Origin of the sequence: Streptomyces sp. NPDC006923 (assembly GCF_040635655.1) — a bacterium.
Lineage (GTDB): Bacteria > Actinomycetota > Actinomycetes > Streptomycetales > Streptomycetaceae > Streptomyces.
The window spans coordinates 20,603-43,288 of sequence record NZ_JBEYIF010000022.1; the positions used below are offsets into that span (position 1 = coordinate 20,603).

Genomic DNA, 22,686 nt, shown 5'->3' on the forward strand with positions numbered 1-22,686 from the left:
GGTACGGGCAAGTTATTTGGAATCCGACATCGTGTCGGGCCGGTGTTTCCTCGCTCGGCCGCATCGTCGGTGCCTCGGTAGGGTCTGGGCCATGACGATCGTTCTGCACCGAGGGATGGCCCATGGTTGAGCTGCGGGACTTCAGGGCCGCTGACTGCCGACAGCTCGTCGAGTGGATCGAGGGGCCTGCCGAGCTATGGAATTGGTCCGGGCACCACTTCAGCTGGCCGTTTGACGAGGGCCAGCTGGCCGAATATGCGGCTGAGTCCGCGACACCGCTGCGCCAGAGCTGGATGGCCTTCGATCCGACCAACGACCATGTCGTGGGCCACGTCTCGGTGCGGATCGACGCGGCGAACGCCAGCGGCCGGCTCGGGCGCGTCCTGGTGGCGCCGGAGGTCCGGGGCAAGGGATATGGCGCCGCAATGTTGACGAAGGCGCTGGACGCCGGGTTCGGCGACCTGGGCTTGGAGCAGATCGAGCTGGGGGTCTGGGACGACAACGCGAACGCGATCCGCCTGTATGAAGGGCTGGGCTTCGGCTGCGATCGCGTGCTGCGGGACGTTGTGCAGTTCGCGGGCAAGTCCTGGTCGGCGATGCAGATGATCTTGCCGAGGTCAGCTTGGGCCGCCGACGCTGCCTCCGCGTGAGGGGGTTCGCCGGGAGGCAGCTCGACATCGGCGGCTTGGTGGACGTGCGGGACGGATATCAAGAGGCGCCTTCGGTTGGGCCGGGTTGGGTGGGAGCGAGGGTGCCGAGCAGTTTGGTCAGCGGGATGAATGTGTCCGCGGTGCCGAGTTCGGCGGGGGTCGGCCCGGCAGGGGTCGGGGTGTCTGCCAGGCGCTTCGCCAGGGCGCTGATCGCATCGCGGTCGCCTTCGAGGGCTTCTCGCTCGTCGTCGGTGAGGTCGACGGTTTCGAGCATCTTGGCGATGCCGTCCTTGACGGCGAGGATCTGTCCGGCGCTGCTGTCCTTGGGCTTGTAGAAGGGGCAGCGGGCGCAGGAGAGCCGGTGCGGGCACTTGGCGAAGAAGTCGTAGGTGCAGTAGCCGTCGCCGAGGTCGTAGTACTTCCAGGGCTGTCCGTCGGCGGCGGCGCCGGTGAGGATGCTTTCGCGGTCGACGAGCACCTGGATGGTGCGAACGTTGCGGGCGAAGTAGTCGGCCTTCTTATAGGCGGCGCTGAGCGTGCGCTGAAGGATCTTGGCGTAGTGGCGGGTGCTGGCCGCGTGCTTGTGGCCGAGCCACTGCTGGAGGTCGACCAGGGTGAGCGGTTCGCGCGCGTTGAGCAGCTGGGTGGCGATGGTGGCGCGGGCTCGATGGCTGGTCAGCGCGCCGCGGGAGTCGGACTCCGGGATGCCGGCTTTCCGGCAGAGCTCGGGGATCACGTAGTCGTTGAGGTAGTTCTTGCCGATGAGCTGGCCGCGGACGCAGAACAGATGCTCCTTGGGCTGGCGGGTCTTGCGGTCCTCGATCCGCGGCTGGGGCGGGCGGACGAGGTTCCACGCCTCGATGAGCTGCCCGACGACGGGGTCGACGGGCTTGTTGAAGGCCGGAGAGGTCTTGTTGGCCGGGACACGCAGCAGGCAGATCTGGAAGGGCTCTCCGGTGGTCTCGTCGTGGCCTTGGTCCCAGATCACGCAGTCCGGTTCCAGACGGCGGATCTCATCGATCCGGCAGCCACCGAACAGCCAGACGCCGACCAGGGCGCGGATCATCTGGATCGGGTAGTAGATCTGGGCTCGTCCCAGACGGCGGGCGGCGGGCGACCCGTACTCCGGAAGGTCCTCGCTGTTGAGGGTCAGGCCGGCGGCCATGAGCTTGGCCCAGGAGGCGTCGTCGATGATCCGGGGGTTGGGGCCCAGCTGGCTGCGCACGGACAGCGGCAGGCTGAGCACCCGGCGCGGGTCGAACTTCGGAGTGATCCACTCCCACTCGATGAGGTCGCAGAAGAAGCCGCGCAGGGAGTCCATCCGGTTGGCCTTGCCGGAAGCGCCGAGCGGCTTGCCGAAGGTGGTCTTGTTGGAGTTATGACCAGCCCACTGACCGTTGACGGCGCTCATGGTGTCCGCGACGTACTCCGCTGCCATGTCCCGCGTCCACTGGTCCGGGGCGATTGCCTCTGGGTGCTTCTCCGCCGCCCAGCGGCCGGCAACGAGGATGGTGGAGAACATCGTGCGGACCGTGGCAGGCTCCTGGAGCGCGAGCTTCCTCCACCTCTGAGCCCACTCCAGCCACGCCGGCGGGACGTCGGCCAGGGTGGCAGCCCGCGGGCCGGTGTTTTGGTGATTGTTGGTCAGCGGCTTGGTGATGATGCCGCGGTCGGCCAGGACACGGGAGACCTTGAAGATGCCGTTGCGGCGAGCCGTCCCGGGCTCGTACTCCGCCACCAGGGCGACGAGGATCTCGTCGGAGACGTCCTCCAGATCCGGGCTGCCGTTGCTGAGCAGGATGTCCACCACCGCGTTGGCGATCTGCCAGCGCATGACCTCGCGGGTGGCGTTCCACGAGGTGAGCGTGTCGATGACGTCGTCGATGGCGGCGCGGACCGGGTCAGCGCCGAAGACGAGATCCGCTTGGCGGTGCAGCTGCATCAGCCCCGCGCGGGCATGCAGTCGCCGCTGGCCGCAGAGTGTGTTGGCCATGGCAGTGACGGAGAAACGGAGGTTCTTCGGGCAGCTGCCGTCCGGGCCGACGACCTCCAGCCAGACCGTCTCGTCCCACCGCCAGAAGGGGCTCCGTCGCCGGTGCATCTCCCGCAGCAGGAACGTCCGCGGTGCCGTTCCCAGGCCCGACCGGTCCCAGCGGGCCATGGTCCGATCGAGCGGGTCGACGATGCGGTCCAGGGCGGCGTGCTCATGCACTTTGAGCTTGTGGGACCTGCGCTCGGCGAAGCCGGCCAGGATCTGCCACTGCACCGAGGTGACCGCCAGGTCGGCGTACGGCTTCGCCAACGGTGCCGCAGAGTCGCTCGGGTCGGCAGGCAGGGCGATAAGGTGCGCCATCACGCCTCCACCAGGAACGCCAGCAACTGCTCTCGTGCTTCGGTGACCGCGTTGTTAGCGCGCTGGAAACGCTCGGCAAGCTCGCGACCGCTGAGGTGGATGTACTTCATCGTGGTGTCCAGGTCGCGGTGGCCGGCGTACTGGGCGATCTGATCGAGGGTCCAGTCGGCGCGGGCGAGATCGGTCAGCCGGAGGTGCCGGAAGGTGTGCGTCGACAGGTTCGGCGTCTTCGACCGACGGGCGATGTCCTCGGCGACCTTCGACCAGGTCCACTCCGACAGAGGCTCGCCGAAGTTCCGGCGCGACTCGCTGCGGAAGACCGCGCCGCCGATCCGCCCGAACCGGGCCCGTCGCTGGTTCAAGTAGGCCATCAGCAGCTGTCCGGTGGCCGCGCCGTAGGCGACCTCCCGGGCGCGCTGGCTCTTCGTGGTCTCCGCACGCAGATGGATCAGGGAGTAGGCCGGGTCGATGTCCTCGACATCGAGTTGTGTCAGCTCCTCACGGCGCAGCGCTCCGTCGTAGGCCAGGGCAGTCATCAGCCGATTGCGTAGCGGCTGCGTACGAACCGCCGTGAGGATCCGGCTCCAGCCGACTTCCGTGGGGATCCAGGGCGCCTTCTCCACGCGTCGCACCAGGCCGCGGCGGGGGTGGCGTCCGCCCCGTCCGGACTGGCCGCGGCGTACGGGATTGAGCTCGCGCAGCCCGTCCTCGACGAGAAAGGCGTAGAAGGACCGGGCGGCGACCACGCGCAGCTGGATGGTGGCGTTGGCCAGGCCGGCGCCGGAGTCGAAGTGGATCACCTTCACCGATCGCGGATTGGGCCTGGTGCGCAGATCGCCGATCCAGCCGGCAACAACGTCAGCCTTGAGGGTGAGCGGGTCTTCGCCCTGCTTGACGCAGTAATGGAGATGGTCTTCGACGGAGCGGCCGTACGCGTCGATGGTGCTCGGCGCGCGGCCGAGGTTGGCCGTGAACTGGAGCCAGCGCCGAGCATGGTCCTGAGTTGCGAGGTGTGGGTAGCGAACCCACTCGATCTGGGTCATAGTGCCGCAACCTAGCCGCACCAGATTCCACATAAGGCAGCCGAGGCATGATGATTTCGGAGTGTCACCGAGACCGCGTGACGTCAGGTATCGGACACAGTCACCGAGCGACCATCCCATGTCGATGAGCGGGTGGACGTTGCTCATGTAACGGACGTGGGCGTCCTTGGCGCGGTGAAATTCATCCGTGGAGATGCCGACCCACTGCTCCACGTATACCCCCTTGGGGATACGCCGCGGGTAGGAGTATCCGAGGATTTCACGAACCTTCCTCTTAATTGGTTTTATCTTGTATTCACCGGTGCTTCTCTGCACTTCACCCGCAGGGGTGAACACTTTGGATGTGGGTGATGGGTAAAGCGGTCGCGCCTGGCGATCCGGCTCCGCAGACTGTGGCCCATGGATCGCTTGGCGGAGATCGCGAATCGGCTGGTAGAGGTCAGCGGCGTCGTTGGGGTGTGTCTGGGGGGCAGTCGGGCGAGAGGTACGCACCGCTCCGATTCCGACTACGACCTGGGCCTGTACTACCGGCCACCGCTGGACACCACGACGCTGCGTCTGCTGGCGGCCGAGCTGACCAGTAAGCCGGTAGAGGTCACCGAGCCGGGCGGCTGGGGACCGTGGGTGGACGGCGGCGGCTGGCTGACGATCGACGGCCAACACGTCGACTGGATCTACCGCGACATCGACCGTGTTCACCGCGTCTGGCAGCAGTGTCAGGCCGGGCAGTTCGAGATCGGTGCCCAGCCCGGCCACCCCCTGGGGGTGTACTCCCACGCCTATGCCGGTGAGGTGGCCCTGGGACGTATCCTCGCCGACCCCACTGGCGAGCTTCAGGCCCTGCAGGAACAGACGCGCCTCTATCCAGAGCCTCTGCGTGAGGCGCTCATCGACAACGCGCAATGGGAGGCACCGTTCATCCTGGCCGGCGCTCGCAAGGGAGCATCCCGCGGCGACGCCTTCTACGTCGCTGGCTGCCTCTTTCGCGCGGTTGGACTTCTCGTCCATGCCCTCCACGCCCATGCCAGGAAATGGGTGCTCAACGAGAAGGGTGCCGTGCAGGCAGCAGGAGGACTCCCTGCTGCACCTGAGGACTTCGCTGGACGGGCTCACGGGTTGTTTTCGGCGCTCGGTACGACTCCGGAGACGCTTGCAGCTGCCCTTGATGACGCTGACAGGCTGGTCGCGGAGGTAGGCCACGAGCTCGCCAGGTGACCAGTGCCGCAGCTGTGGAAGTTCGCGATGAAGGTGGTGGTTGAGTACTGAAGTGCCTCTCTGCACTTCACTCTCATGGGTGAAGGTGGGTATGTCACTCGTCAAAGGCCCTCCGAGATGGATGGGGTGGGGTCAGGGGTGGCGGCGCCGGCGACCGCAGGGCAGATCCCACGCGTCGGTAAGATCAGCGCTCTCAATGGGGGGTGTGATGCGAACATCAGGGCGGGGCGGTGAGGGGCAGAAGTACGCGCTGACCTCGGACGAGGACGACAGCGACTTCTGGGGCTTTGCTCAGGACGCGGAGGGGTTGTTCACGCCCCTGCCGGATGAGGAAGGAGCGCGCCGAGTGCACCTCGCGGGTTGCCTCCCGCAGGGTGGCCTACTGGGGTGCGTTGACCAGGTCGGCAGTCGGCGTGCCGTGGCGGGGAACGCCTGGTTCGAGCTCCTCGACGGTGACGGTGCCACCATGGGGTCCTACTTCGTCAACGAGGTCACTGTCATTGACGTCAAGCCGTCCGCCAGTGGTGCTGGTCTCGTCGACCTCACGGTGATGCTCTGGTGCGAGAACGCCCTGCCCGGGGCGGAACGACCGTGGGAGCTGGTCCGCACCGGCCACCTGAACCACACCGGGATGTGGTACGAACTCGCGCCCGAGGACCGACACGCGTGGCTGTCGGTGGCCCTGTGGTCCCAGGAGTACCAACGTCAGGGGAAGCCCGAGGCGCCTGCCGGGCAGGTGTTCACCTTGGATGGCCGACACATCGTTGACCGGGACAGCTTCTACTGCGCGATCGGTGAGGCCATCAACGGGCCCGGTGGATACTTCGGCTGGAACCTGGACGCTCTGGACGACTGTCTGAGAGGCGGCTGGGGCGCGACCACTCCGTTCACCTTGCACTGGGACTTCTCTGCCGAGGCTCGAACGCGGTTGGCGGAACGCGTGCCCGCCGGTGATCGCGAGCTTGCGCTGTTCGACCTGCTCCTGGAGATCTTCGAGGAACGGGGTGTGAGCGTCATCCTTCGGTGACAGCTCGTTGCTTCGAGGCATCGGACTGGGGAACGTCATTCGGACTCCTGCGGGCGGCGGCGGGCGGGGATGCCGAGGTGGACAGCCGGTCGCTGGGCTCGGCGTTGGGTCTCGTCGCGCTTCGCGCGGAGGAAGGCGAGGGTGAGGTCGATGCCCTCGATCTCGCCGATCCAGCCTTCGGCCTCGGCCTGCGTCCTGCGTTGCAGGAGGTCGGCTTCGAGCTCGGAGTGCCGGGCGAGCATCTTGGGATTGACGTGGAGCATCGGGCAGCGGATGCAGGCGTGTTCGTGCTGGCAGGGGGTGCCGTAGGGGCGTCCGCAGGAGCCGAGCTCGACCTTGCGGCGGTCGAAGTGCTCCTCGAACTCGGTCCACTCCTGCTCGGTGGTGTCCCGGTACTCCTCGGAGGGCCGGACCTGGCGCCTCTGGTGGAGGTGGGCCTGGTAGTGGCGGATCACGTCCTCGTCGAAAACGGCGACGCAGCCACGGGTGGAATCCCGCAGGTAGGCGGTAGCCGCCTCGATCTCGTCGTCGTACGCGTTCACGACGATGTACGGAGGATGGGCTCCCCGAGCGGGGACAACGGCCCCCACCCGGGGCAGCTCGGCCCGCCCCTCGATCAGTTCATGTCGCAGTTCCATAGTGTTCCTCCGCGTTGATCGCACTGACCATCACGCTGATCAACGAGGGAACTTGGTGCAGATAACTGTGCATTGGCGCCGGGTCATGCCTTGCTTACCGTCCTTGTTCAGGATGTAGAGAGGCATGGAGACAAACCGGTGATCGGGGTCGAGCGTATCGTTGCGGATGTTTCCGGAGGCGACCCGCGAAACGGGTATCCCGGCAGGTGCAGCAATCTCCTTTTCGAGCCGGTCGAGGTGGGCATATACGGCGCTGGGCTCCCAGCCGGTGTCCGCGAAAATCGCGACGTCGACCGCCGGGAGAATTCCCTCGGCTGAAAGGGCGAGGAGGGTACTGGACTGAACTCCTGCACCAAGGGAAAGGGCTCGGAATCGGGGCTTATCTGAAATGGCCTGTCCTGGGGTGGGGGAAATGGAAGCTGCACCTCAACGAGACTTGCGCGTATCGGAATTCGGAATCGTCAGCCGATCGTGTTGAACTGCGTGACAGAGGGCAGGGACGTGGTCAAGGAGGCCGGCGGCCGGCTCGATGAACTTCTGCGGTGAAGGGCCAGTGAGAACGACCGGCCCTGATGCTGAACCGGCACAGCGGCGCTGGTTCTCCACGGCGCGGGCCAGGCATGGAGGGGGTCAGCGGTGGCCAGGGTGGTTGCCCTTCCCCGTGGAGGTTCTGTAGCCGGATGTCAGCGGCGGCGTCCGGCCGATGGAGTCGGAGCCGGAGCGGAGTAGCGGCGCCCGGGCCGTGGGTGTGTCCTTGCGGGCCGGGAGCGGTCCCCTCGGCGGGCGGGGTGCTGAAGACGGGGGCGACGCGGTCGAGGGTCTCGGCGACCGCTGACGATCACGTCGCGTGCGGCCACGTTGGGGTGGATCTGGTCGGCAAGGGCGCGGGCGACATCGTGTGCTGTCGGAGTATCGGAAGCATTGTGTCTCCCCGGGGGATGCGGACTAACGGGCCGCGATGCGTGCGGCGGTCGCGACCGGGCGGCTTGCAGGGCGGGCAGCGGTGAGCGCGGGCGGTTTCACCCGGCCGAAGGCCGCGGCCAGGCCGCGGCACCCGTCAGCGGTGAGGTGGATCCGCTCATCCTGAAGCCAGAGCGGACATGGTTCGCGGGCCGCGAGGCCGCAGGACTCCAGGGACCGGATGGTGCTGACGGCGATGCGTGTGCCCCCGCTGCGGACATGCGGTTTGTCGAGCTGCCGGTCGAAGGTGACGCGTCCCGCGGCTATGGCCTCCAGCGCGGTGTGCTGGGCGGGTGAGAGCGCTGGCGGCCGGTGGGCGGCGCCCAGAAACTGGCGGTGCAGTTCGCGGGCGGTCAGGCGGGCGGTGGCCAGGCAGTCCTCGGCGCCGAGGGACGTGAGCTGCTCGGCGAGGGTGGTGCAGCGTCGGGCTTCCGGCAGCGCCTCTGCGTGTGGGGTGACCGCTTGCTCCCGGCTCGTGGGTGTGGTGGCCCGGAGGAGGTCTGCGGCGTCGACGAGGTGGTCGGCGGCGAGCGTGGCGAGGGCGCCGAGTTGAGCCGACCGTTGCATGGCGGCTCGGACATCGGGTGAGTGGTAGAGCCGCAGCATGCCGCGCAGAGCCTCGGACACGGCGAGGGCTTCCCGGGCCAGGGCCTGGGTGGTGGGGATGTGCCGCCAGAGATTAACGGCCGGGTTCGGGCCGCGCAGGAGCGCGGTGTTCTTCAGGGCGTCGAGGTGCCGGGTGAAGTCTGTGCCGAGGGACAGCAGGCGTTCGGGAACAGTGAGGGTGGTCATCGTCTCGGGTGTCGGTCGGCGTGTGCCCAGGCGGCCTGGGCGACGGCATGGTGGACGTGGGGTTCACCGTGGTGCCGCTGACGGGTGTGATCAGCGCGCTGGTGCTGTGCTGGGTGTACGGCACGTTGAGAACACGTTCGACGGGGTCGCTTTTGGCGAGGTGCGCGAATAACCGGGCGACGAGGTGTTAGGGAGCATCGTGGGTGAACGCCGCGGTCCATTGGGCGCCGAAGCCTCGGGGAGCGAGGGCTTGAAGCGCCGTGTCGCTTCGCCGTCCGGCCCATGGACGAGGGTGAATGGGATGGCGAGGGCGATGCGTACGCCGGTGTTGGGCCGGCCGCAGTCAGCGTGTCCTTGGCGCGGCTGGGCGCGTTGCGGGGTTTGAGGCGGTGGGGTATGCGGTCTTCGGGACGGCTTTGGTCGTTAGGGCCGACCGCGGGGGAAGCCCGTAGCTCGCGGTGAGCAGCTGGCGGCCGGTGGCGGTCAGGCGCACGCGGTGCCGGTCGTCGAGTGCTGGGCGGAGGTCGTACTGGATGAGCTGCTTGGACTCCAGGGACCGGAGCGTGGTGAGGAGCAGGCGGTCGTCATGGCTGGTGGCGTGCTGTCGGCCTGCCGCTTCGTAGACCTGGACGTGGCCCCTGGCGATCGCCCGCAATGCGCTGTCCTGGGCGCGTGACAGCGTGATCTCCGGAGCCGGGAGTGTTGGGGCGTCGAGGTGCTGGCGGCGCAGGGCGAGGGCGAGCGTCTCTGCGGCCAGGGCGGATGCTTCCGGGGCGAGGGCCGTCAGGTCGCGGGCCAAATGAAATTGCTTGTCAGCGGCCAGGAGCACGTCTTGGCGGTAGTACTGGTCGTGGATGTCGGGGCTGTCGGATGCCACGTCGCCCACGGTGGTCAGGAGGTCTTCGGCGTCGATGAGATGGTCGGCTGCGGCGTTGGTCAGGAAGGCTGTCTGCCGGAGTCGGATGAGGACATCGGTGACGTCCGGCGTGTGTTCGAGGGGCTGGCCTGCGATGGCGTCGGCCGTCTCGCTCGTCGATCGGGCGAGCCGTTGTGCGGAGGTGATGTGGGCAGGCAGGGCGGCTGTTTTGGTGGTGAGGTCAAGGGCGTCGTTGTGGCGGGTGAACTGCGCGGCCAGGATCAGCAGGCGGTCCGGCAGCGGGGAGGGGGTGTGGTGGGGCATGGGGATGGGGTCTTTCTTGCGGGGGAGTGGTGAGTGGCAAGTGACGTGCGGTCCTGCTCGGTATGTGCGTCAGCGACGCGGGGCGCCGGCCTGTGGTGTGGCCGGCGCTGGGGGTGGCGCGGCAGTCTGGGCCTCGGGCGGCGTGGCGGGCAGGGAGGATCTCCGCACGGCGGGCGTGAGTGGGCTGGAGGGGCGGCGCACGGTCAGGACGGGCGTGCCGGATGCCGGGTCCTGGCCGACGGCGAGGACGCTGTCGCCGGGCTGCAGGTGATCAGCGGTGATGTCCAGGACGACTGACTCGGGTGCCTGTCCGGCGGCTTCGGGGCGGGGGCGGGTTTGAGGCCCCTGCGAGGGCTGCGGCTTTGCGGTGATGGCCTGCTCCGGGGGCCAGCCCGCGTTCACGCGCCAGCGAAGCCGGGCGGCCGTGCAGGCCGCCCGCGGATCGAGAGCCCACAGGTGCAGGGGCTTCGTCTCGCCGAGCGCGGTCACCGGTACGCCGTAGCCCGGGTCATCGGGTCCCTGGAGCAGTGCGTCCCTGAATTTCATTCCGTCCGTGAAGACCCGGGTGTACAGCGTCTGATAGCTGATGCCGCTCTGCTCGGCCCAGCCGCGGAGGGGCAGGGACCGGTCGAAATGTGCGAACCGCAACGGGGGTTCCTCGCCCTTGCCGCGAGTGATCGCATCCTCGGCCTCCCAGCCGAGGGCAAGCCGCCCCCGGAGTGTCGCCTTCGAGACCCGGCACCGAGGGTCCTGTGCCCACGCCCCGAGGTTCTTTGACTCGCCGAGGGCGTGGATCGGGCCTTGCGCCAGCGCCCAGTTGTGCCGGCCCGGGCGGGATCCGGGGGCCGATTCGGACCGGGAAGTCATCGGACGGGGTGGTGAGTGGTAGAGGACATGGGAGTTGTGAAGTCCTAACTGAACCAGGGTGATCCGCTGATACGGATCACAAGGTCGCCTCGACGTGGGCGGGAGGTTGAGGGATGGGGCCACGGGGCCCTGCTCATGCTGGGACGGCGGCCTGGGGGAAGCGTGCGGCTGATGCCGCGGCGTAGTCGGTGTCGAGGTCGATACCGAGCCAGCGTCTGCCGAGCAGTTCTGCGCTGTGGCCGGTGGTGTTGGAGCCGCTGAAGAAGTCCACGACGAGATCGCCGGGGTTGGTGCACAACGTGATGAAGAACTCCGGGATTCTCGCCGGGTAGCGGGCGGGGTGCGGTCGTGTGCCGTGGAGACGGCATTCTCGTAGATAGGCGTCGTTGGAGGTGCTGTTGGGCACCGACAGCAGGGTGGCGGGGAGCGCGCCCCCGGTGTCCTGGCCGAAGTGCTCGCTGACGGTGTGGCCCGAGGGGCGGAGCATCGGCCTGTAGTGCCGGGCCGGGGCTGCCAGGAGCTTTTTCATCGACTTGGAGTAAGGGGTTTTGAGCTTGGTGGTGTCGGCCTTCGGGTGAGGGGTTTTCGACAGCCACCAGATGGTGTTCACGGTGTCCTTGGCGCGGATCTTGCGTTTGGTTACCCATTCGGCCGGGGTCGGCAGCCGTGAAGGGTTGTGCCAGTAGAACTCCTGGGCGAGGTGGAATCCGAGGCGGTCGGTGCAGGCCAGCAGGATGCGGAACTGGTGCAACGACCGGGTGGGACGGCCGCGTTGGTAAGCACCGCCTACCTCCATCACAAGACTGCCGGTCGGGCGGAGTGCCCGGTGGGCCGCGGCGGCGAAGGGCAGGAGCCATTCAACGTAATCGTTCTGGTCGGCGTTGCCGTATTCCTTGGGCCGCAGCAGCGGGAACGGCGGACTCGTAACGAAAAGATCCACGCTCTCCGCCGGCAGTTCACCGAGCAGCAGGCGGCTGTCTCCGCTGTACTGGGCACCCAACGGAGTGGTGTAGTGCAGACGTCCCGAGGTGAGCCGAATCGGATCGGCACTCTGGGACTGCTCGGGGCCGGTGCTGGGGAGTGTCACGCGGCCGTCCCGTAGTCGGACTGCTTTGGTGCCGTCTTGGCGACGGCTCGCTGGGTGATGGCGGCCGAGGCGCGCTTCGAGGCGGCGGACAGTTCGTCCGCTCCGTCTTCCAGGTACCAGGGGCGCAGGTCGAGCATGGCGGCGCGCATGCCGGTGGCGAAGGCGAGTGCGGTGCCTTTGGGCAGGGCGCGGATGGCGTCGGCGGGCAGGATCCGTTCCTGCCGCATACTGAAGCTGGTTGATTTTCCGGAGTCGGAGACCGAGGTCGACTTCGTCTCGACGTCGTGGTCGCCGATCAGCCGCGACAGTTTGTCGGCGAAGTCGGGGTCGTCGATGCCGGATCCGATGACCTTGATGGTGGAGGCGGACCACAGCGAGTCCATGCCGGCGTCGCCCCAGACTTTCTGGCCCTGGCGGTAGGACTGCAGGATGGTGAGGGGGATGATGCCGCGCGAGCCCAGGTGCGAGTACAGGTCGGGCAGGTCGCTGATTTTGCACACGTTGGCGGCCTCGTCGAGGATTGTCAGCATGGGCGGGTCGAGGCGACCGCCGGCGCGTTCGGCCTGGGTGGTTGCGGCCCGCATGACGGAGTCCGCGCACGCGGCGATCAGCGCGCTCGCGCCGCCTCCACCGTCCTTCGACAGCAAGTAGAGGGTGTCAGTGCTGGTGACGAAGTCGGACGGCCGGAATTCGGGGATGTTCGCCTGCGGGGTGACCCAGGCGGCGATCTCCGAGTTCAGCAGGGCGGCGGCGTACTGCCTCGCGGTCTCGTAGATGCCGTCCCGGGTTTCGGGCGGTCCCTCCACGGTGCCCTTGAGCTGGGCGGCGACGGCGGTGAAGGCGTGATCGCGGAGGATATCGAGGGGGGTGCGGTCGGCGGGGAAGGCCAGCCACTGCATGACGTCGGTGATCGGCCGTTCGTCGAGGGCGGCGGCCAGGAAGAGCTGGCTGAGGATGTTGGAGCCGGCCTTGGACCAGAAGTCGCCTTGCTGGGAGGCGTCCACGGACGCGGCGAGGAAGTGTGAAGCCAAGCGGCCGGCGCCGTCGAGGGTGGTGGCGTCGGCGAGCGGGTTCCACCACATGGTCCGTGTGGCGTGCGCGATCTGCTGGGGATCCATCGACCACGTCCGCCCCGCCCGCGCTCGTGCGTCGAGGGTGGTGGTGTAGGCGTCGCCCGCGGCCTTGTTGGAGGTGAGCAGGACGGGGCCGGGGGCGTTGAGGATGGACGGGATGGCCAGGCTCGTGGTCTTGCCGGAGCGGGGCGCCATGATCGCGACGGCGACGTCTTCGTACCCCATCCGGACCTCGTGCCTCGTGCCCTGCAGGTTGCCCAGGAGGACGCCGGAGTCACGGGCGTCAATGCGCTTGGTGTCCCTCAGACTTGGCCGCAGTGAGCGCGCCTTGATGGTGATCGCCTTGGCGAGCAGAGGCTCGATGTCCCTCGGCTTGGCCATCCCGGCGACCCGCTTCGCTTTACTGCTCCCGCTCTTGTGACGGGTCCACCACAGCGCGCCGAGGGCAGCGAAAGCGATGGTGATCAGTGCGGGGACGATGAGCGCGCCGATGAGCAGGGTCGTGTGTCCGGCGGTGGGCCACATCTGGTCGCGGTGGAAGAGGGCATCGGCCGGCTGGTAGGCCGTCCAGGGACCGGAGTTGGTGAGCCATGCGGTGGTGTTCCCGCAGAGCCAGGCCAGGTTCGACAGGGGGACGCCGATGGCAGCAATACCGAGCAGGAACTTGAAGGGGATGTCGTAGGTGTCGGGGTTCGATGGGGACGTGGGCTTGGGCAAGGGGCGGATCCGTGGGCGGGGTCGATGGTCGGGCGAGCCGCGTCAGCGGGTGCGTCGGGGCGGCGGCGCACTTCGTGTCCGCAGCGCGGGAGCTGGATGGGACGGTTGCCGGTCGGCGAGTGTCCTGACGCGGTTCTCCAGCGGGAAGGCGACGTCGATGGCCGGGACCAGGGCTTGGGCGGCGTGGACGTGGCAGCGGCTCTGCGCGGGGATGCGGAGCGGGTGGGGACCGCGGGGCAGCGGGGTCTGGTCGGCGAGCGCCCGGGTGAATCCGGCGATCAGATGCGCTGGGGTGTCGCGGCTGAAGTACGCCTGCCAGATCAGGCCCTCGGGATCCTCGCTGACCATGATCTTGACCGCCAACCAGCCGTCGGAGGTGCCGTGTTCGACGTGGGCGATTTTGTCCGGGGAGGTGAGGCCGTCGTGGCCATGCGCGTCCCGCCAGTCGGCCTGACGGAGCGGATCGTAAGGGTGGGACGTGGGCCCCGGCCCGGTCTCGGCGGCGGTGAGTGCGTCGGTGAATCCGGCGATGATCTCGACCGGGGTGCGCGCGTCGAAGGCCGCCGACCAGGAGCGCTGTTCGCCGGCACGAGCGTGCCGGAGTTTCCACCACGGCTCGCCGGGCCTCGGGTCCAGGCGGAGCACGGCCTTCTGGTCGGGGCTGGAGAGGATGACGCGGGGCATGAGGGGGTCGTGGCCGTGGCTCCAGCCGCAGGCCCGGTGGAGTGGGACGGTGATCCAGGCCGGATTGCCTCCCCCGGCGAGGTAGCGGGGAGAGACGAGCCCCACCTCAATGTTGTTGGGCACAGTCACCTTTTCGCCGCTGCCGCATGGCCGGCCGGTGCCGGCGGAGCCGGGGTCGACACTGGCCCAGGTGCGGGCGGGGTTTGGCGCTCTGCCGCGCGGTGGATTTCGAGGAGGACTTCGCCCGCCGATGCCCACTCGTCCAGGTAGGACCACGCCTCGCCGTTGCGCTTGGCCCGCGCGTCGTCGTACTCCGCGTTCCCTGGCCCGGCCGAGGGGGACAGGCCGTCGCGGGTGATGAGCCAGTCGGCCCGCAGGACGACGATCTGGTCGAGCGCGCTGTGGAGACGGCCGAGCTGATAGGTCCATCGTGGCTGGATGGCTGTGGCCGGGAGCCGCCGCATCTGTGTCTCGGCGGTGGCGAGCATGTTCTTAGCGCCGGAGCGGACACGGGCGAAGGCGCGCCAGGTATCGGCGTCTCGGCGTTGGGCGCGCAGACCGTAGGCGTGGCCGTCGTGCGGCCAGCCGTCGAGGTCGGTGTGCTGGTCGGAGTAGGTGTCCCAGTCGGCGAGGATCTGGTTGCTCTCGCGGATGAACACAGCGAGTTGCTGGAGCGCGGGGTCATGAACAGCGCCGTCGCCGGGGTGGTCAGCGTTCACAGATGGTCTTCCGTGTGGAGGTTCACCGGCGCCGCGTGGGGAGCGGAGAGCCGGCGGGTGCGGGGGAAGCGGAGGTGGCCGGAGCGTGCCGGGCGCGGCGGGCCGCTGTCCGGGCCGCCGCCACGCGCTGGCGGTGTGCGGCGGCGACCTGCATGCCGGTGGTGGCGCTGGAATGCTGGACCGCGCTGTAATGGCCAAGCTGGTCGTACATCGCCCTGAGTACCGGCTGCGGGTCAACGAGCGCACGTGCCAGCGCCGCCACCAGATGCGGCGGTGTGCCGTCCCCGATCCAGGCGTGCCAGACATGGTCGACGTCGCGGCTCGAATCGTGGCGCACTGCGGCTTCGACCCGCCAGGGGTAGGGCCGCCCGGCCTCCTCCAGCCACTCGGCATGGACCAGTTGGTCGGGAGAAACCGCGTGCCCCGGGGCCCCGGCCACCGGAACGCCTGTCCAGCCGGCGTCGGTGAGGATCTGCCCTACATCGCTCTCGCCGTCCGGGACGGGCCGGGCGAGAGCGTCGGCGACTCCGGCCACGATCTCCGACGGCGTGAGGCCACCGAAACTCATATGCCAGTAGGGGCCGTAGGCGGAAGGCGGGGTTCCGATGCGCCACCAGGACCCGGATGAGGTCGGTGTCGGATCGATGGTCACCTCCACCAGCTCGTCCGGGCTGACGAGCTGGACCCGGGGAAGTGAGGGATCGGAGGCGGTTTTCCACCCGGCGGCGAGCAGTGGGTGGGTGACGTGGCGCGGGTCGCCGGGGCCCGCCAGGGACCGTGGCTGCGTGTCGAACTGCAGCATGGACTCATGGTCGGCGGCGAACGCGGCCAGGTGCCGCTCACTCAGAGACACGAAGCACCGTGCCCGCGGCCGGACTGCGCAGCGCTGCGCGCTGGGCACCGTCGCACCGCGCCGACGGGGTAGCGCGGAGACGCCGCTTCTGCGAGGGGGGGCATGTACGTCCTTGGGGTTGGGGCAGGTCGTCGGCCAATCAGCGGCGTGGCCGGGCCCCGCCCGCTGTATGCGGGCGGATCGTGGGTGCGGTGCTCTCTGTCCGGGCAGTGGTCGCGGACGCTCGGGCCGCACGGGCGAGCGCGAAACGGACCCGCTGCCAGGCCGCGATTTCATCAGGCCGTACCGACACGGAGGTGGTGCGGATCCGCTGGTCGGGCTTGCTCGTGGGCGGTGGCCTTTGCGCGGATGATCCAAGCAGCCGGGACGGTGTAGGGGGCTGCAGGTGACGCGGACGGGGCGATCGGGGCCTTCGAGGATGACCGGTCCGCGGGTCTCGGACCGGTCGCTCCAGTCGGAGGCGCGCAGATACTCGGTGACGTGTCGCAGGTCGCCGCCGCTGGCCAGATGGCGTGGTGTGACGAGGCAGTACTGCTGGGCCTGCTGCCCGGCCGTCGCACTCGCGCGTTGCTGTCGCTTCCTCACCGGCGCGGCCCGCCCGCGCAGGACACGGGGTTCGTCGGCACGGCGGGGCGGGTGTCGCGGCTTGGGCGAGCCGGCGCACGCTGTCGGTGTGCTCGTCGAGGTCGTGGCATACGTCGGCGAGGGAGTTCGCGGCGCGGCCCAGAGCGAGCCAGACCTCGGGCGGGAACGTCCCTGCCTCGGTGTGGCGCTTGGCATGCAGGGAGCCGGTCGCCACCAGAGTGGTGAGGCGGCCGAGGATGCCCTCCTCCGAATCGAGGACCTTCGTAAGGATCTGGGCGGCTTGCCGGGGCATGGCCTGCGTCAAGTGATCACCGAGCAGGTCGATCAGGCGGGCGATCTCGTCAGCGAGACGAACGGCATAGGGGTGCGGGTCAGTCATGGTCCTCCGCAGGCATGAGCGTTGGCCCCCCGGACGGGCTTCTCACCGGCCGTCATTGGTCCGCCGACAGGGGGGATCGTGCCGATGGGCCGGGGATGCAGGTAACAGCGAAGGATGAAGGCGGCCAGGCGGGGCTCGCGGGCACCGGTGATTGGCGGTGGTGTGCGCTGGATGGGAAAGGGCCACATCTTCGTGGGGGCGGCTGGGGACAGATAGTTCAGCGGCCGTGCCGGGGGCGGGCGGTGCCGGTGTGCGGAGCCACGGCCTGGGCGTCTGGTACGGCGTGCTGGGCTCTGGCCTCGTTGGCGGCTTCCAGGTAGGCGTCCGGGTCGAAGGTCGCGGTGGTGATGTTGGCGACGTATCCGGCCATTAGCAGGGTGGGGATGGCGCGGGAGGCCAGACGCTTCTGCTTGTCCTCGGACAAGCCCCCGGGTACCTCGTGCCAGACATACTCCGGTCCGGACGTGGTCACGGTCTTGCGTTCCAGACCCAGGCTGTCCAGCACCGCGAGAAGGGTCTCCGGGGCGCCGGTGGGAGTGTCGGCGCGGATGGCGCCGCTCACTGCGTCGCGGTAGATCTCGACGTCACTGCCCGTGTCGTCGGCGCGGTTTCCCATGTCAGGGTCCTCCTGGGGACAAGGCCGTCCATCGCTGCGGGGAGCGCGACGGGGGCGGGGTGTGTAGGTGACGGTGTATCGGCTGCAGCGGGGGCGGTGCTTACCGGCGTTTCCCGCCGGCCGCTGTGCCTGGTGACGCCTCCGGCTGCGCCGGGCGGGGAGAGCGGGCCGCGTCCAGCCGGCGATAATGCTCGCGCCGGTCGGCGGCGTGGTCCAGCAGGGCCGCGTACGTGGCCCGGTCGAAGAGCGCGGGGTCGATGTTGGCCCGGTAGCCGGCCGTGGCCAGAATGAAGAGGGCACCCGTGGCCGACTGGCGCACTTCCTCCTCGGTGAAGCCGTCAACGGGCAGCTGACGCCAGGTGTAGGGGCCGTCGGTGTGACGCGTCGTCCCGATGTCGTCCAAGGTTTCGACGAGTCGGTCGGGTGCTCCGGTACGGCTCTCGACATAGATGGCGTCGCCCCCGTAGCGCCGGTAGATCTCCACGTCGGTGCCGTTTTCGTCGGCGAGGTTCACGGTTTCCTCCGGATGGTCGGGGGCAGCGGCCGGGATACGGGAGTGCTCGCGGCCGGTGGAGCGGGTTCCGGGGAAGTGCGGACGGCTCTGCGCCGCGCGGTGAGTTCGGCGACGGCCGTGTCGTAGGCGGGCCGGTCGAATACGCCCGGGTCGATGTTCGCGCGGTAGCCGGTGGCGGCGAGCACAGCTGCGGCACGGCTGGCCATGCGTATCTTTTCCGGATCGCTCAGCCGCTCGGGAGTTCGGTGCCAGACATAGGCGTGGGGCATGGTGTGGCGTTCCAGCCCAAGACGGTCCAGCAGGGCGAGGAGCTGTTCGGGGGCTCCGGTATGGCTGTCGGCGTAGACGCCGTCGTCTCCGTGGCGCCGGTAGATTTCCACGTCGGTTCCTGTCTCATCGGCCAGACTCACAGGCCAGTGCCTCCTTCGGTCATCGGGTGCGGGCGGGCTTGGCCGGTGTCGGCGCGGCCTGGGTGGCGGTGTCCAGGGCGGGCTTCGAGGGCGCGTTGCGGATCACAACGCCAATGCCGAGAGCGGACAGACGGGCACCGGCGGCCCGCACCGAGCGGCCCTGGGTGGCGGTGTCATCTCCGGAGAGCGCATACGTCTGCTGCCGCTTGTCGTAGACGAAGCCGGTCTCGCGCAGGACCGAGGCGGCGGTCTCGCTCGCGGGCCGGGCGACGAGCCGCCCGTCGTCGGCCCACGTCATCACCACCTGGTCGGCCCCGCCGGAGGGGGCAGCCGCCCGCGGGGCCAAGCTCTGGGCGTTGTGCTGGACCTGGGCGAGCGCCTTGTCGTAGCGGGGCAGCAGATGCGCGGTGATGTCATCCGCCGCGCGGAAAGGGTCGTCCGGAACAGCGATGCCGTCCGGTTCACGCACGCCCCGGAAGGCTTCCGGAACATTTTTTGGGGCCATAACGGCGACGAGGTACTCCTCGTCCTGGCGCGGGCGGCCGGTGACGTAGAGGCGGGCGCCGTCGTCGCGCGTGAGCACGGCATCGTGCTCCAGGACGTATTCGGCTATCGCGGCCGAGACGAGATTCATGTCCCAGACGTCCTCGGAGAGGGAGAACTGGTCGTCGTATACGGCGTGCCGGTGGTACTCGCTGCGCCACTGGCCGGGGAGTTCGTCGGCGAGTGCCATGGCGAACGATTCGAGATCGCGAGTGTCGCGAGGGTCGGGCATGGTCTCCTCAGAGCAAAGGGGGGATTCAGCGCCGCCGGGCCGGCGCGGCGCCCGGGCCGACGGGAGCGCGCGGCGCGGGAGGCGGGCAGGTTCGTGGTCATCGGCCAGAACGTCGCCGCGGCACGCGGTGCGTCGCGGGTGCCGTTCGTGCCGGTCAGCGGGGTCGCCGCGGATGTACCGGATCGCCTCCGCGGGCGCGGACCTCACCGGAGTGGCCGTCACGTTGCAGGGGCAGCTGCCGGTCAGCCAGGGCCAAGAAGGAAAGCTTTCTGCAGACGGGTCAACCGGACGCCCACGGCCTGGGGCTGGCTGCGCGGCTGGTGCCGGCGGTATGGCCGGAGCGTCCAGCAGGTCAAGTTGCCCGGGCTGCCCTTGAACAGCGGCCCAGCGGCATCCTTGTTGGTCGCCCGGACGCGTGATGCCGGCGGCCCGGGCGAGCCGTTGCGCGATTTCTGACCACTCGGGCCCGGTGAGGGTGCGGTCGTGCGATGCCAGGCGGACGCTGAGATGCCAGATGGGAAGCCGGCCTTCGGACCGGCGGCCGACATCATGCCGGTTGTCGCCATTCAGGTGCGCGGCCCATTGGGCCGGCGTCCAGAACACGCGCTCGTCGTCGAGGAGATATCGGTGCCGCTCATGCCTGAACGCGACCACCGTATGGTCGGTTAGCCGTTCCTGGTCGCTGACAGGCCGGCCGAGTGCATCGGCGAGGGCCTCGGCGGAGTCGACGCCGCCAGGATGGAGACGCAGGATCACCGCTGATTCCCCTCGGCGGCGTGGATGGTGAGCCGTTGCCAGTCGTGGGCGGCGGTGATGAGGGAGCGTTCCCGGACGAGGTCCGCGTGCACGGCCACATCGCCCGGCGGCAGCAGGTCCAGGGCGTGGTCGATCGCTTCCAGGGCCCTGTGGTGCTGTCCGAGGCGGCGGCGGGCTGCTGCCTCGCGGAACAGGGCGATCGGATCGGCACGGGCGGCGAACGGTGGGCGGGCCAGTAGGCGGAGCATGTGCTCCTCCCGGCCGGGCAGATGGTGTCCGAGCCATAGACCGTGCAGCAGCACATGCAGTGTTTTGATGTGGTCGCCGGCCTCGCCGAGAACCTGTTCCATGCCAACGTATCCGGTCGTGCGGGACTGGCCGAGCAGTGCGAAGACGCCGAGCGCGCGGCTGTAGCAGTCGAGTTCGTCCGCAGTCCCGTCGGGCAGGGCGTGCAGGAGGGTCTCGATGGTGCGGCACCGGAAGTCGTAGCGCAGGGTTCCCAGGTAGACGTGCCGATAGGTTCGGGCGGTGACGGGTTCGGTGCTGGGGCGGGTGATCTGCTCTGGTTCGAGCAGGAGGAGCGCGCTGTGTCCGTCGGCACGGGCCTGCCAGGCGACGTCCCCGCACACGTCGGCGGATTCCTGCCAGGTGGCGCCGATTTTCCCGAGCAGACTGGCCAGGGTGCTGGGCCAGTGGCCGCCGGATACCGCTACGGAGCGGGCTTTGGCGCGTACTTGGTCCAGGAGGGCGTGGCGCCCGGGCGGCCTGTCGCCGGTCATCGGGCGCTCCGGGCGTCGGCGGCGTGGACCAGTTGGTTCAGGTCGGTCAGCGCGTACCAGCCGCAGTCGACCGGGCCGGTGGCGCCGGTGAGTTTGGGCAGCAGGTAGTCCTCCATGGCCCGCAGGTGGATGAGGCAGTCGGGGCAGCGGCGGGAGAAGTGGACGAGATAGCGCGGGTGGCCGGTGATGTAGGTACGTGCGCCGCCGTGGGGGTTGCGCAGTCGCCACCCGTCCTCGTCGGTAGGGGTGTGCCACGACGGGGTGACGACCGTCATTTTCTCGCCCCACAACTGCCTGCCGGCCGCGCCTTTGAGGATCACGATCTCGTCACGCGGCGTGAAGTGACGGTGGGTGATGTCCCTTTCGGGGGTGAGGATGTCGGCAGGCACATACGGCGGGCGGGAGACGGGGCCGGGCACAGATGAGTCCTTCCACGAACAGCGCAGGTGGCGGTGGGGAGGATTCAATGGTCTTCAGGATCCCCGGTTTCGCTAACCGGGGTTCGTCGGCTATAAGCGACCGGGGAATTCTGTGGCCGCCGCTGATGGCGCGTGACGAACTGGTCTATCCAAGCCTTGCACAAGTCGGTTCTCTGACCAGTGATTTCAGAAGTCCGCGACGGAGGGAGACCGCTCTTGTCCCAGCCACGCTGAATGCGCACTACCGGGCACCGCTGCCTTCTTTTAGGGTGCCGGGATGGAATGGATGACACTCCTTGCCACAGTCCTCGGCGCCGCCATCGCAATGGGCTCGACCGTGCTCGTGGAAGTCCGCAAGGATCGCCGCGAGGCAATCGGTGAGTGGAGGCGGAGTAAGCGTGACCTGTATGGGGCCTACCTCGGTGCGCTCTCCCAGGTACGCGGCGAGCTGGCACTCATCATTCTGGACCGCGCGGTGCCCGACGCCGAGCGTGTCCTCATCGCGCGTCAGAAGTTCGCTGGCTGCTACGAACTGCGCTACCAACTGGAAGTCCTTGCCCCCGGGGCAGTTGTCGATCCGGCTCTCACATATTTTCGCAGTGTGCGCCGGCTAAGGGATGCGACGGGCGCGGGCGTGGCGCATGGGGATGAGGAGTGTGAGCGCGTTTTTCGTGAGGTGATGGACGCTCTGGCGCAAGTACAGGCCGCGATGCGCCTGGACTTGGGCACCGATGCACTTGCGACCGGCTGAGTCCGGCCACCACTCGCGCCACGGTCCGCGGATTCCTGCTCTGGACCAGCAGGCGCGGCCACAGCCGCCCCCTGACCGCACCGGTGATCAGTACCTACTTCACCGCGCGCATCATCAGCAAGGACCAGCGCTGGGCCTTGGTCCACCGCCTCGCCCACGACGACAGCTCCAGGTCGTCGACCGAGCCGCCGGCCTGCTCCTGCTGTTGTTCGCCCAGCCCGTCGGCCGCATTAGCCGCCTCACCATCGAGCACGTCATCGACCGCAGCGACACACTCGCTCTGCAGCTTGGTCGCGTCCCTGTGGAGATCCCCACGCCGCTCGACGACCTGATCCGCCAGCTCGTCGAGCGACGGAACGGGCGAGCGGCCACCATTCCGATCGAGGAACCCAAGTGGCTGTTCCACAGCCTCTACCCCGGGCAGCCGATCGACCCGCACACCCTCGGCCGACGCCTGAAGGCGATCGGCGTGCCACCCCAGCTCGCACGCCACTCGTCGCTGATGGACATCGCCTCGGAACTGCCCGCCGTCGTCATCAGCCGACTGCTCGGCTTCCACCAATCCACCGGAGATAACTGGAACCGTGTGAGCCAGGGCTTCGGCGCCGACTATGCCGCAGAAGTCAGCCGCAGGTGAGCCCATCGTGAGCGAGCCGACTCCCCACGACGACTGAGCCGCCTACTCCCGCCAGGGACTGGCCCGGCTCATGCTCTCGCCATGCAAGAGACGTGGTGGACAGCGGCGCCGCTGGGCGGCGAGCGGCGGCCGGTACAGCCAGCGATTTGAGGACCGGGCTATCGCTTCCCGGCTCCCGGCCGATCGCCTGGCGTCCTCCGTCGAGTC

24 protein-coding genes and 1 pseudogene are annotated in these 22,686 nt (G+C 68.7%); 6 read left to right on the top strand and 19 right to left on the bottom strand.

The window, feature by feature from the left end; genetic code table 11:
* Positions 1-122: 122 nt before the first annotated feature.
* Positions 123-650 (top strand): GNAT family N-acetyltransferase, encoded by a 528-nt coding sequence (locus tag ABZ707_RS30015; protein ID WP_360180901.1) that lies wholly within the window; start codon positions 123-125, stop codon positions 648-650.
* Positions 651-708: 58 nt separating this feature from the next.
* On the opposite strand, the gene ABZ707_RS30020 is transcribed toward ABZ707_RS30015, so the two are convergent.
* Together ABZ707_RS30020 and ABZ707_RS30025 are read right to left on the bottom strand one after the other, a co-directional pair.
* Positions 709-3,003: a tyrosine-type recombinase/integrase gene (locus ABZ707_RS30020; RefSeq protein WP_360180903.1), complete on the bottom strand. Its 2,295-nt coding sequence runs from the start codon at positions 3,001-3,003 to the stop codon at positions 709-711.
* On the bottom strand, positions 3,003-4,046 hold the full coding sequence (locus tag ABZ707_RS30025; RefSeq protein WP_360180905.1) for a site-specific integrase: 1,044 nt from the start codon (positions 4,044-4,046) through the stop codon (positions 3,003-3,005). The genes ABZ707_RS30020 and ABZ707_RS30025 overlap by 1 nt, the downstream gene beginning before the upstream one ends.
* 399 nt (positions 4,047-4,445) lie before the next feature.
* On the opposite strand from ABZ707_RS30025, the gene ABZ707_RS30030 reads away from it, so the two are divergent.
* Positions 4,446-5,261: a nucleotidyltransferase domain-containing protein gene (locus ABZ707_RS30030; protein WP_360180907.1), complete on the top strand. Its 816-nt coding sequence runs from the start codon at positions 4,446-4,448 to the stop codon at positions 5,259-5,261.
* 208 nt (positions 5,262-5,469) lie between these two features.
* Entirely contained in the window at positions 5,470-6,288 is an 819-nt protein-coding gene (locus ABZ707_RS30035; RefSeq protein WP_360180909.1) for a barstar family protein, read from the top strand.
* Between the two features lie 35 nt (positions 6,289-6,323).
* On the opposite strand, the gene ABZ707_RS30040 is transcribed toward ABZ707_RS30035, so the two are convergent.
* The 10 genes and pseudogenes from ABZ707_RS30040 to ABZ707_RS30085 form a co-directional block, all read right to left on the bottom strand.
* Positions 6,324-6,926 (bottom strand): integrase, encoded by a 603-nt coding sequence (locus tag ABZ707_RS30040; RefSeq protein ID WP_360180911.1) that lies wholly within the window; start codon positions 6,924-6,926, stop codon positions 6,324-6,326.
* A 66-nt stretch (positions 6,927-6,992) separates the two neighbouring features.
* Positions 6,993-7,316, bottom strand: a pseudogene (locus tag ABZ707_RS30045) (hypothetical protein); the annotation flags it as partial.
* 555 nt (positions 7,317-7,871) lie between these two features.
* Positions 7,872-8,678, bottom strand: a complete 807-nt coding sequence (locus ABZ707_RS30050; RefSeq protein WP_360180913.1) for a hypothetical protein — start codon at positions 8,676-8,678, stop codon at positions 7,872-7,874.
* A gap of 343 nt (positions 8,679-9,021) precedes the next feature.
* A complete protein-coding gene (locus ABZ707_RS30055) occupies positions 9,022-9,858 on the bottom strand; it encodes a hypothetical protein (RefSeq protein WP_360180915.1) in 837 nt (278 codons plus the stop codon).
* 69 nt (positions 9,859-9,927) lie between these two features.
* Positions 9,928-10,506 (bottom strand): hypothetical protein, encoded by a 579-nt coding sequence (locus ABZ707_RS30060; RefSeq protein ID WP_360180917.1) that lies wholly within the window; start codon positions 10,504-10,506, stop codon positions 9,928-9,930.
* Between the two features lie 352 nt (positions 10,507-10,858).
* The gene (locus tag ABZ707_RS30065) at positions 10,859-11,812 is read right to left on the bottom strand and encodes a site-specific DNA-methyltransferase (RefSeq protein ID WP_360180919.1); all 954 of its coding nucleotides are present in this window, start codon (positions 11,810-11,812) and stop codon (positions 10,859-10,861) included.
* Entirely contained in the window at positions 11,809-13,602 is a 1,794-nt protein-coding gene (locus tag ABZ707_RS30070) for a TraM recognition domain-containing protein (protein ID WP_360180921.1), read from the bottom strand. Before ABZ707_RS30070 ends, ABZ707_RS30065 begins: the two co-directional genes overlap by 4 nt.
* A gap of 42 nt (positions 13,603-13,644) precedes the next feature.
* Positions 13,645-14,409: a DUF317 domain-containing protein gene (locus ABZ707_RS30075; protein WP_360180923.1), complete on the bottom strand. Its 765-nt coding sequence runs from the start codon at positions 14,407-14,409 to the stop codon at positions 13,645-13,647.
* 2 nt (positions 14,410-14,411) lie between these two features.
* On the bottom strand, positions 14,412-15,005 hold the full coding sequence (locus ABZ707_RS30080; protein ID WP_360180925.1) for a hypothetical protein: 594 nt from the start codon (positions 15,003-15,005) through the stop codon (positions 14,412-14,414).
* 22 nt (positions 15,006-15,027) lie between these two features.
* Positions 15,028-15,858 (bottom strand): DUF317 domain-containing protein, encoded by an 831-nt coding sequence (locus ABZ707_RS30085; protein WP_360180927.1) that lies wholly within the window; start codon positions 15,856-15,858, stop codon positions 15,028-15,030.
* A gap of 673 nt (positions 15,859-16,531) precedes the next feature.
* On the opposite strand from ABZ707_RS30085, the gene ABZ707_RS30090 reads away from it, so the two are divergent.
* The gene (locus tag ABZ707_RS30090) at positions 16,532-16,840 is read left to right on the top strand and encodes a hypothetical protein (RefSeq protein WP_360180929.1); all 309 of its coding nucleotides are present in this window, start codon (positions 16,532-16,534) and stop codon (positions 16,838-16,840) included.
* A 199-nt stretch (positions 16,841-17,039) separates the two neighbouring features.
* Here ABZ707_RS30090 and ABZ707_RS30095 read toward each other — a convergent pair whose 3' ends face one another.
* From ABZ707_RS30095 to ABZ707_RS30120, 6 genes are all read right to left on the bottom strand, one after another.
* Entirely contained in the window at positions 17,040-17,438 is a 399-nt protein-coding gene (locus ABZ707_RS30095) for a hypothetical protein (protein WP_360180931.1), read from the bottom strand.
* A 100-nt stretch (positions 17,439-17,538) separates the two neighbouring features.
* Positions 17,539-17,952, bottom strand: a complete 414-nt coding sequence (locus tag ABZ707_RS30100; protein WP_360180933.1) for a hypothetical protein — start codon at positions 17,950-17,952, stop codon at positions 17,539-17,541.
* On the bottom strand, positions 17,949-18,362 hold the full coding sequence (locus tag ABZ707_RS30105; RefSeq protein WP_360180935.1) for a hypothetical protein: 414 nt from the start codon (positions 18,360-18,362) through the stop codon (positions 17,949-17,951). Before ABZ707_RS30105 ends, ABZ707_RS30100 begins: the two co-directional genes overlap by 4 nt.
* Before the next feature lie 19 nt (positions 18,363-18,381).
* Positions 18,382-19,137 (bottom strand): hypothetical protein, encoded by a 756-nt coding sequence (locus tag ABZ707_RS30110; protein WP_360180937.1) that lies wholly within the window; start codon positions 19,135-19,137, stop codon positions 18,382-18,384.
* Positions 19,138-19,889: 752 nt separating this feature from the next.
* Positions 19,890-20,672 carry a hypothetical protein gene (locus ABZ707_RS30115; RefSeq protein ID WP_360180939.1) on the bottom strand — a complete coding sequence of 261 codons (783 nt, stop codon included), beginning with the start codon at positions 20,670-20,672 and terminating at the stop codon, positions 19,890-19,892.
* Positions 20,669-21,091, bottom strand: a complete 423-nt coding sequence (locus ABZ707_RS30120; RefSeq protein ID WP_360180941.1) for a hypothetical protein — start codon at positions 21,089-21,091, stop codon at positions 20,669-20,671. Before ABZ707_RS30120 ends, ABZ707_RS30115 begins: the two co-directional genes overlap by 4 nt.
* Before the next feature lie 277 nt (positions 21,092-21,368).
* Between ABZ707_RS30120 and ABZ707_RS30125 the strand changes: the two genes are divergently transcribed.
* Complete coding sequence (locus ABZ707_RS30125; RefSeq protein WP_360180943.1) at positions 21,369-21,842, top strand: hypothetical protein; 474 nt, start codon at positions 21,369-21,371, stop codon at positions 21,840-21,842.
* A gap of 94 nt (positions 21,843-21,936) precedes the next feature.
* Here ABZ707_RS30125 and ABZ707_RS30130 read toward each other — a convergent pair whose 3' ends face one another.
* Entirely contained in the window at positions 21,937-22,095 is a 159-nt protein-coding gene (locus tag ABZ707_RS30130; protein WP_360180945.1) for a hypothetical protein, read from the bottom strand.
* 48 nt (positions 22,096-22,143) lie between these two features.
* On the opposite strand from ABZ707_RS30130, the gene ABZ707_RS30135 reads away from it, so the two are divergent.
* Positions 22,144-22,479 (top strand): hypothetical protein, encoded by a 336-nt coding sequence (locus ABZ707_RS30135; protein WP_360180947.1) that lies wholly within the window; start codon positions 22,144-22,146, stop codon positions 22,477-22,479.
* The last annotated feature ends 207 nt before the right edge of the window (positions 22,480-22,686 follow it).

What these genes read in the sequence shown, in the direction of transcription:
- ABZ707_RS30015 (WP_360180901.1), top strand. Translation starts at nt 123, where the DNA reads ATGGTTGAGCTGCGGGACTTCAGGGCCGCTGACTGCCGACAGCTCGTC.
- ABZ707_RS30020 (WP_360180903.1), bottom strand. Translation starts at nt 3,003, where the DNA reads ATGGCGCACCTTATCGCCCTGCCTGCCGACCCGAGCGACTCTGCGGCA.
- ABZ707_RS30025 (WP_360180905.1), bottom strand. Translation starts at nt 4,046, where the DNA reads ATGACCCAGATCGAGTGGGTTCGCTACCCACACCTCGCAACTCAGGAC.
- ABZ707_RS30030 (WP_360180907.1), top strand. Translation starts at nt 4,446, where the DNA reads ATGGATCGCTTGGCGGAGATCGCGAATCGGCTGGTAGAGGTCAGCGGC.
- ABZ707_RS30035 (WP_360180909.1), top strand. Translation starts at nt 5,470, where the DNA reads ATGCGAACATCAGGGCGGGGCGGTGAGGGGCAGAAGTACGCGCTGACC.
- ABZ707_RS30040 (WP_360180911.1), bottom strand. Translation starts at nt 6,926, where the DNA reads ATGGAACTGCGACATGAACTGATCGAGGGGCGGGCCGAGCTGCCCCGG.
- ABZ707_RS30050 (WP_360180913.1), bottom strand. Translation starts at nt 8,678, where the DNA reads ATGACCACCCTCACTGTTCCCGAACGCCTGCTGTCCCTCGGCACAGAC.
- ABZ707_RS30055 (WP_360180915.1), bottom strand. Translation starts at nt 9,858, where the DNA reads ATGCCCCACCACACCCCCTCCCCGCTGCCGGACCGCCTGCTGATCCTG.
- ABZ707_RS30095 (WP_360180931.1), bottom strand. Translation starts at nt 17,438, where the DNA reads ATGGGAAACCGCGCCGACGACACGGGCAGTGACGTCGAGATCTACCGC.
- ABZ707_RS30110 (WP_360180937.1), bottom strand. Translation starts at nt 19,137, where the DNA reads ATGCCCGACCCTCGCGACACTCGCGATCTCGAATCGTTCGCCATGGCA.
- ABZ707_RS30115 (WP_360180939.1), bottom strand. Translation starts at nt 20,672, where the DNA reads ATGACCGGCGACAGGCCGCCCGGGCGCCACGCCCTCCTGGACCAAGTA.
- ABZ707_RS30125 (WP_360180943.1), top strand. Translation starts at nt 21,369, where the DNA reads ATGGAATGGATGACACTCCTTGCCACAGTCCTCGGCGCCGCCATCGCA.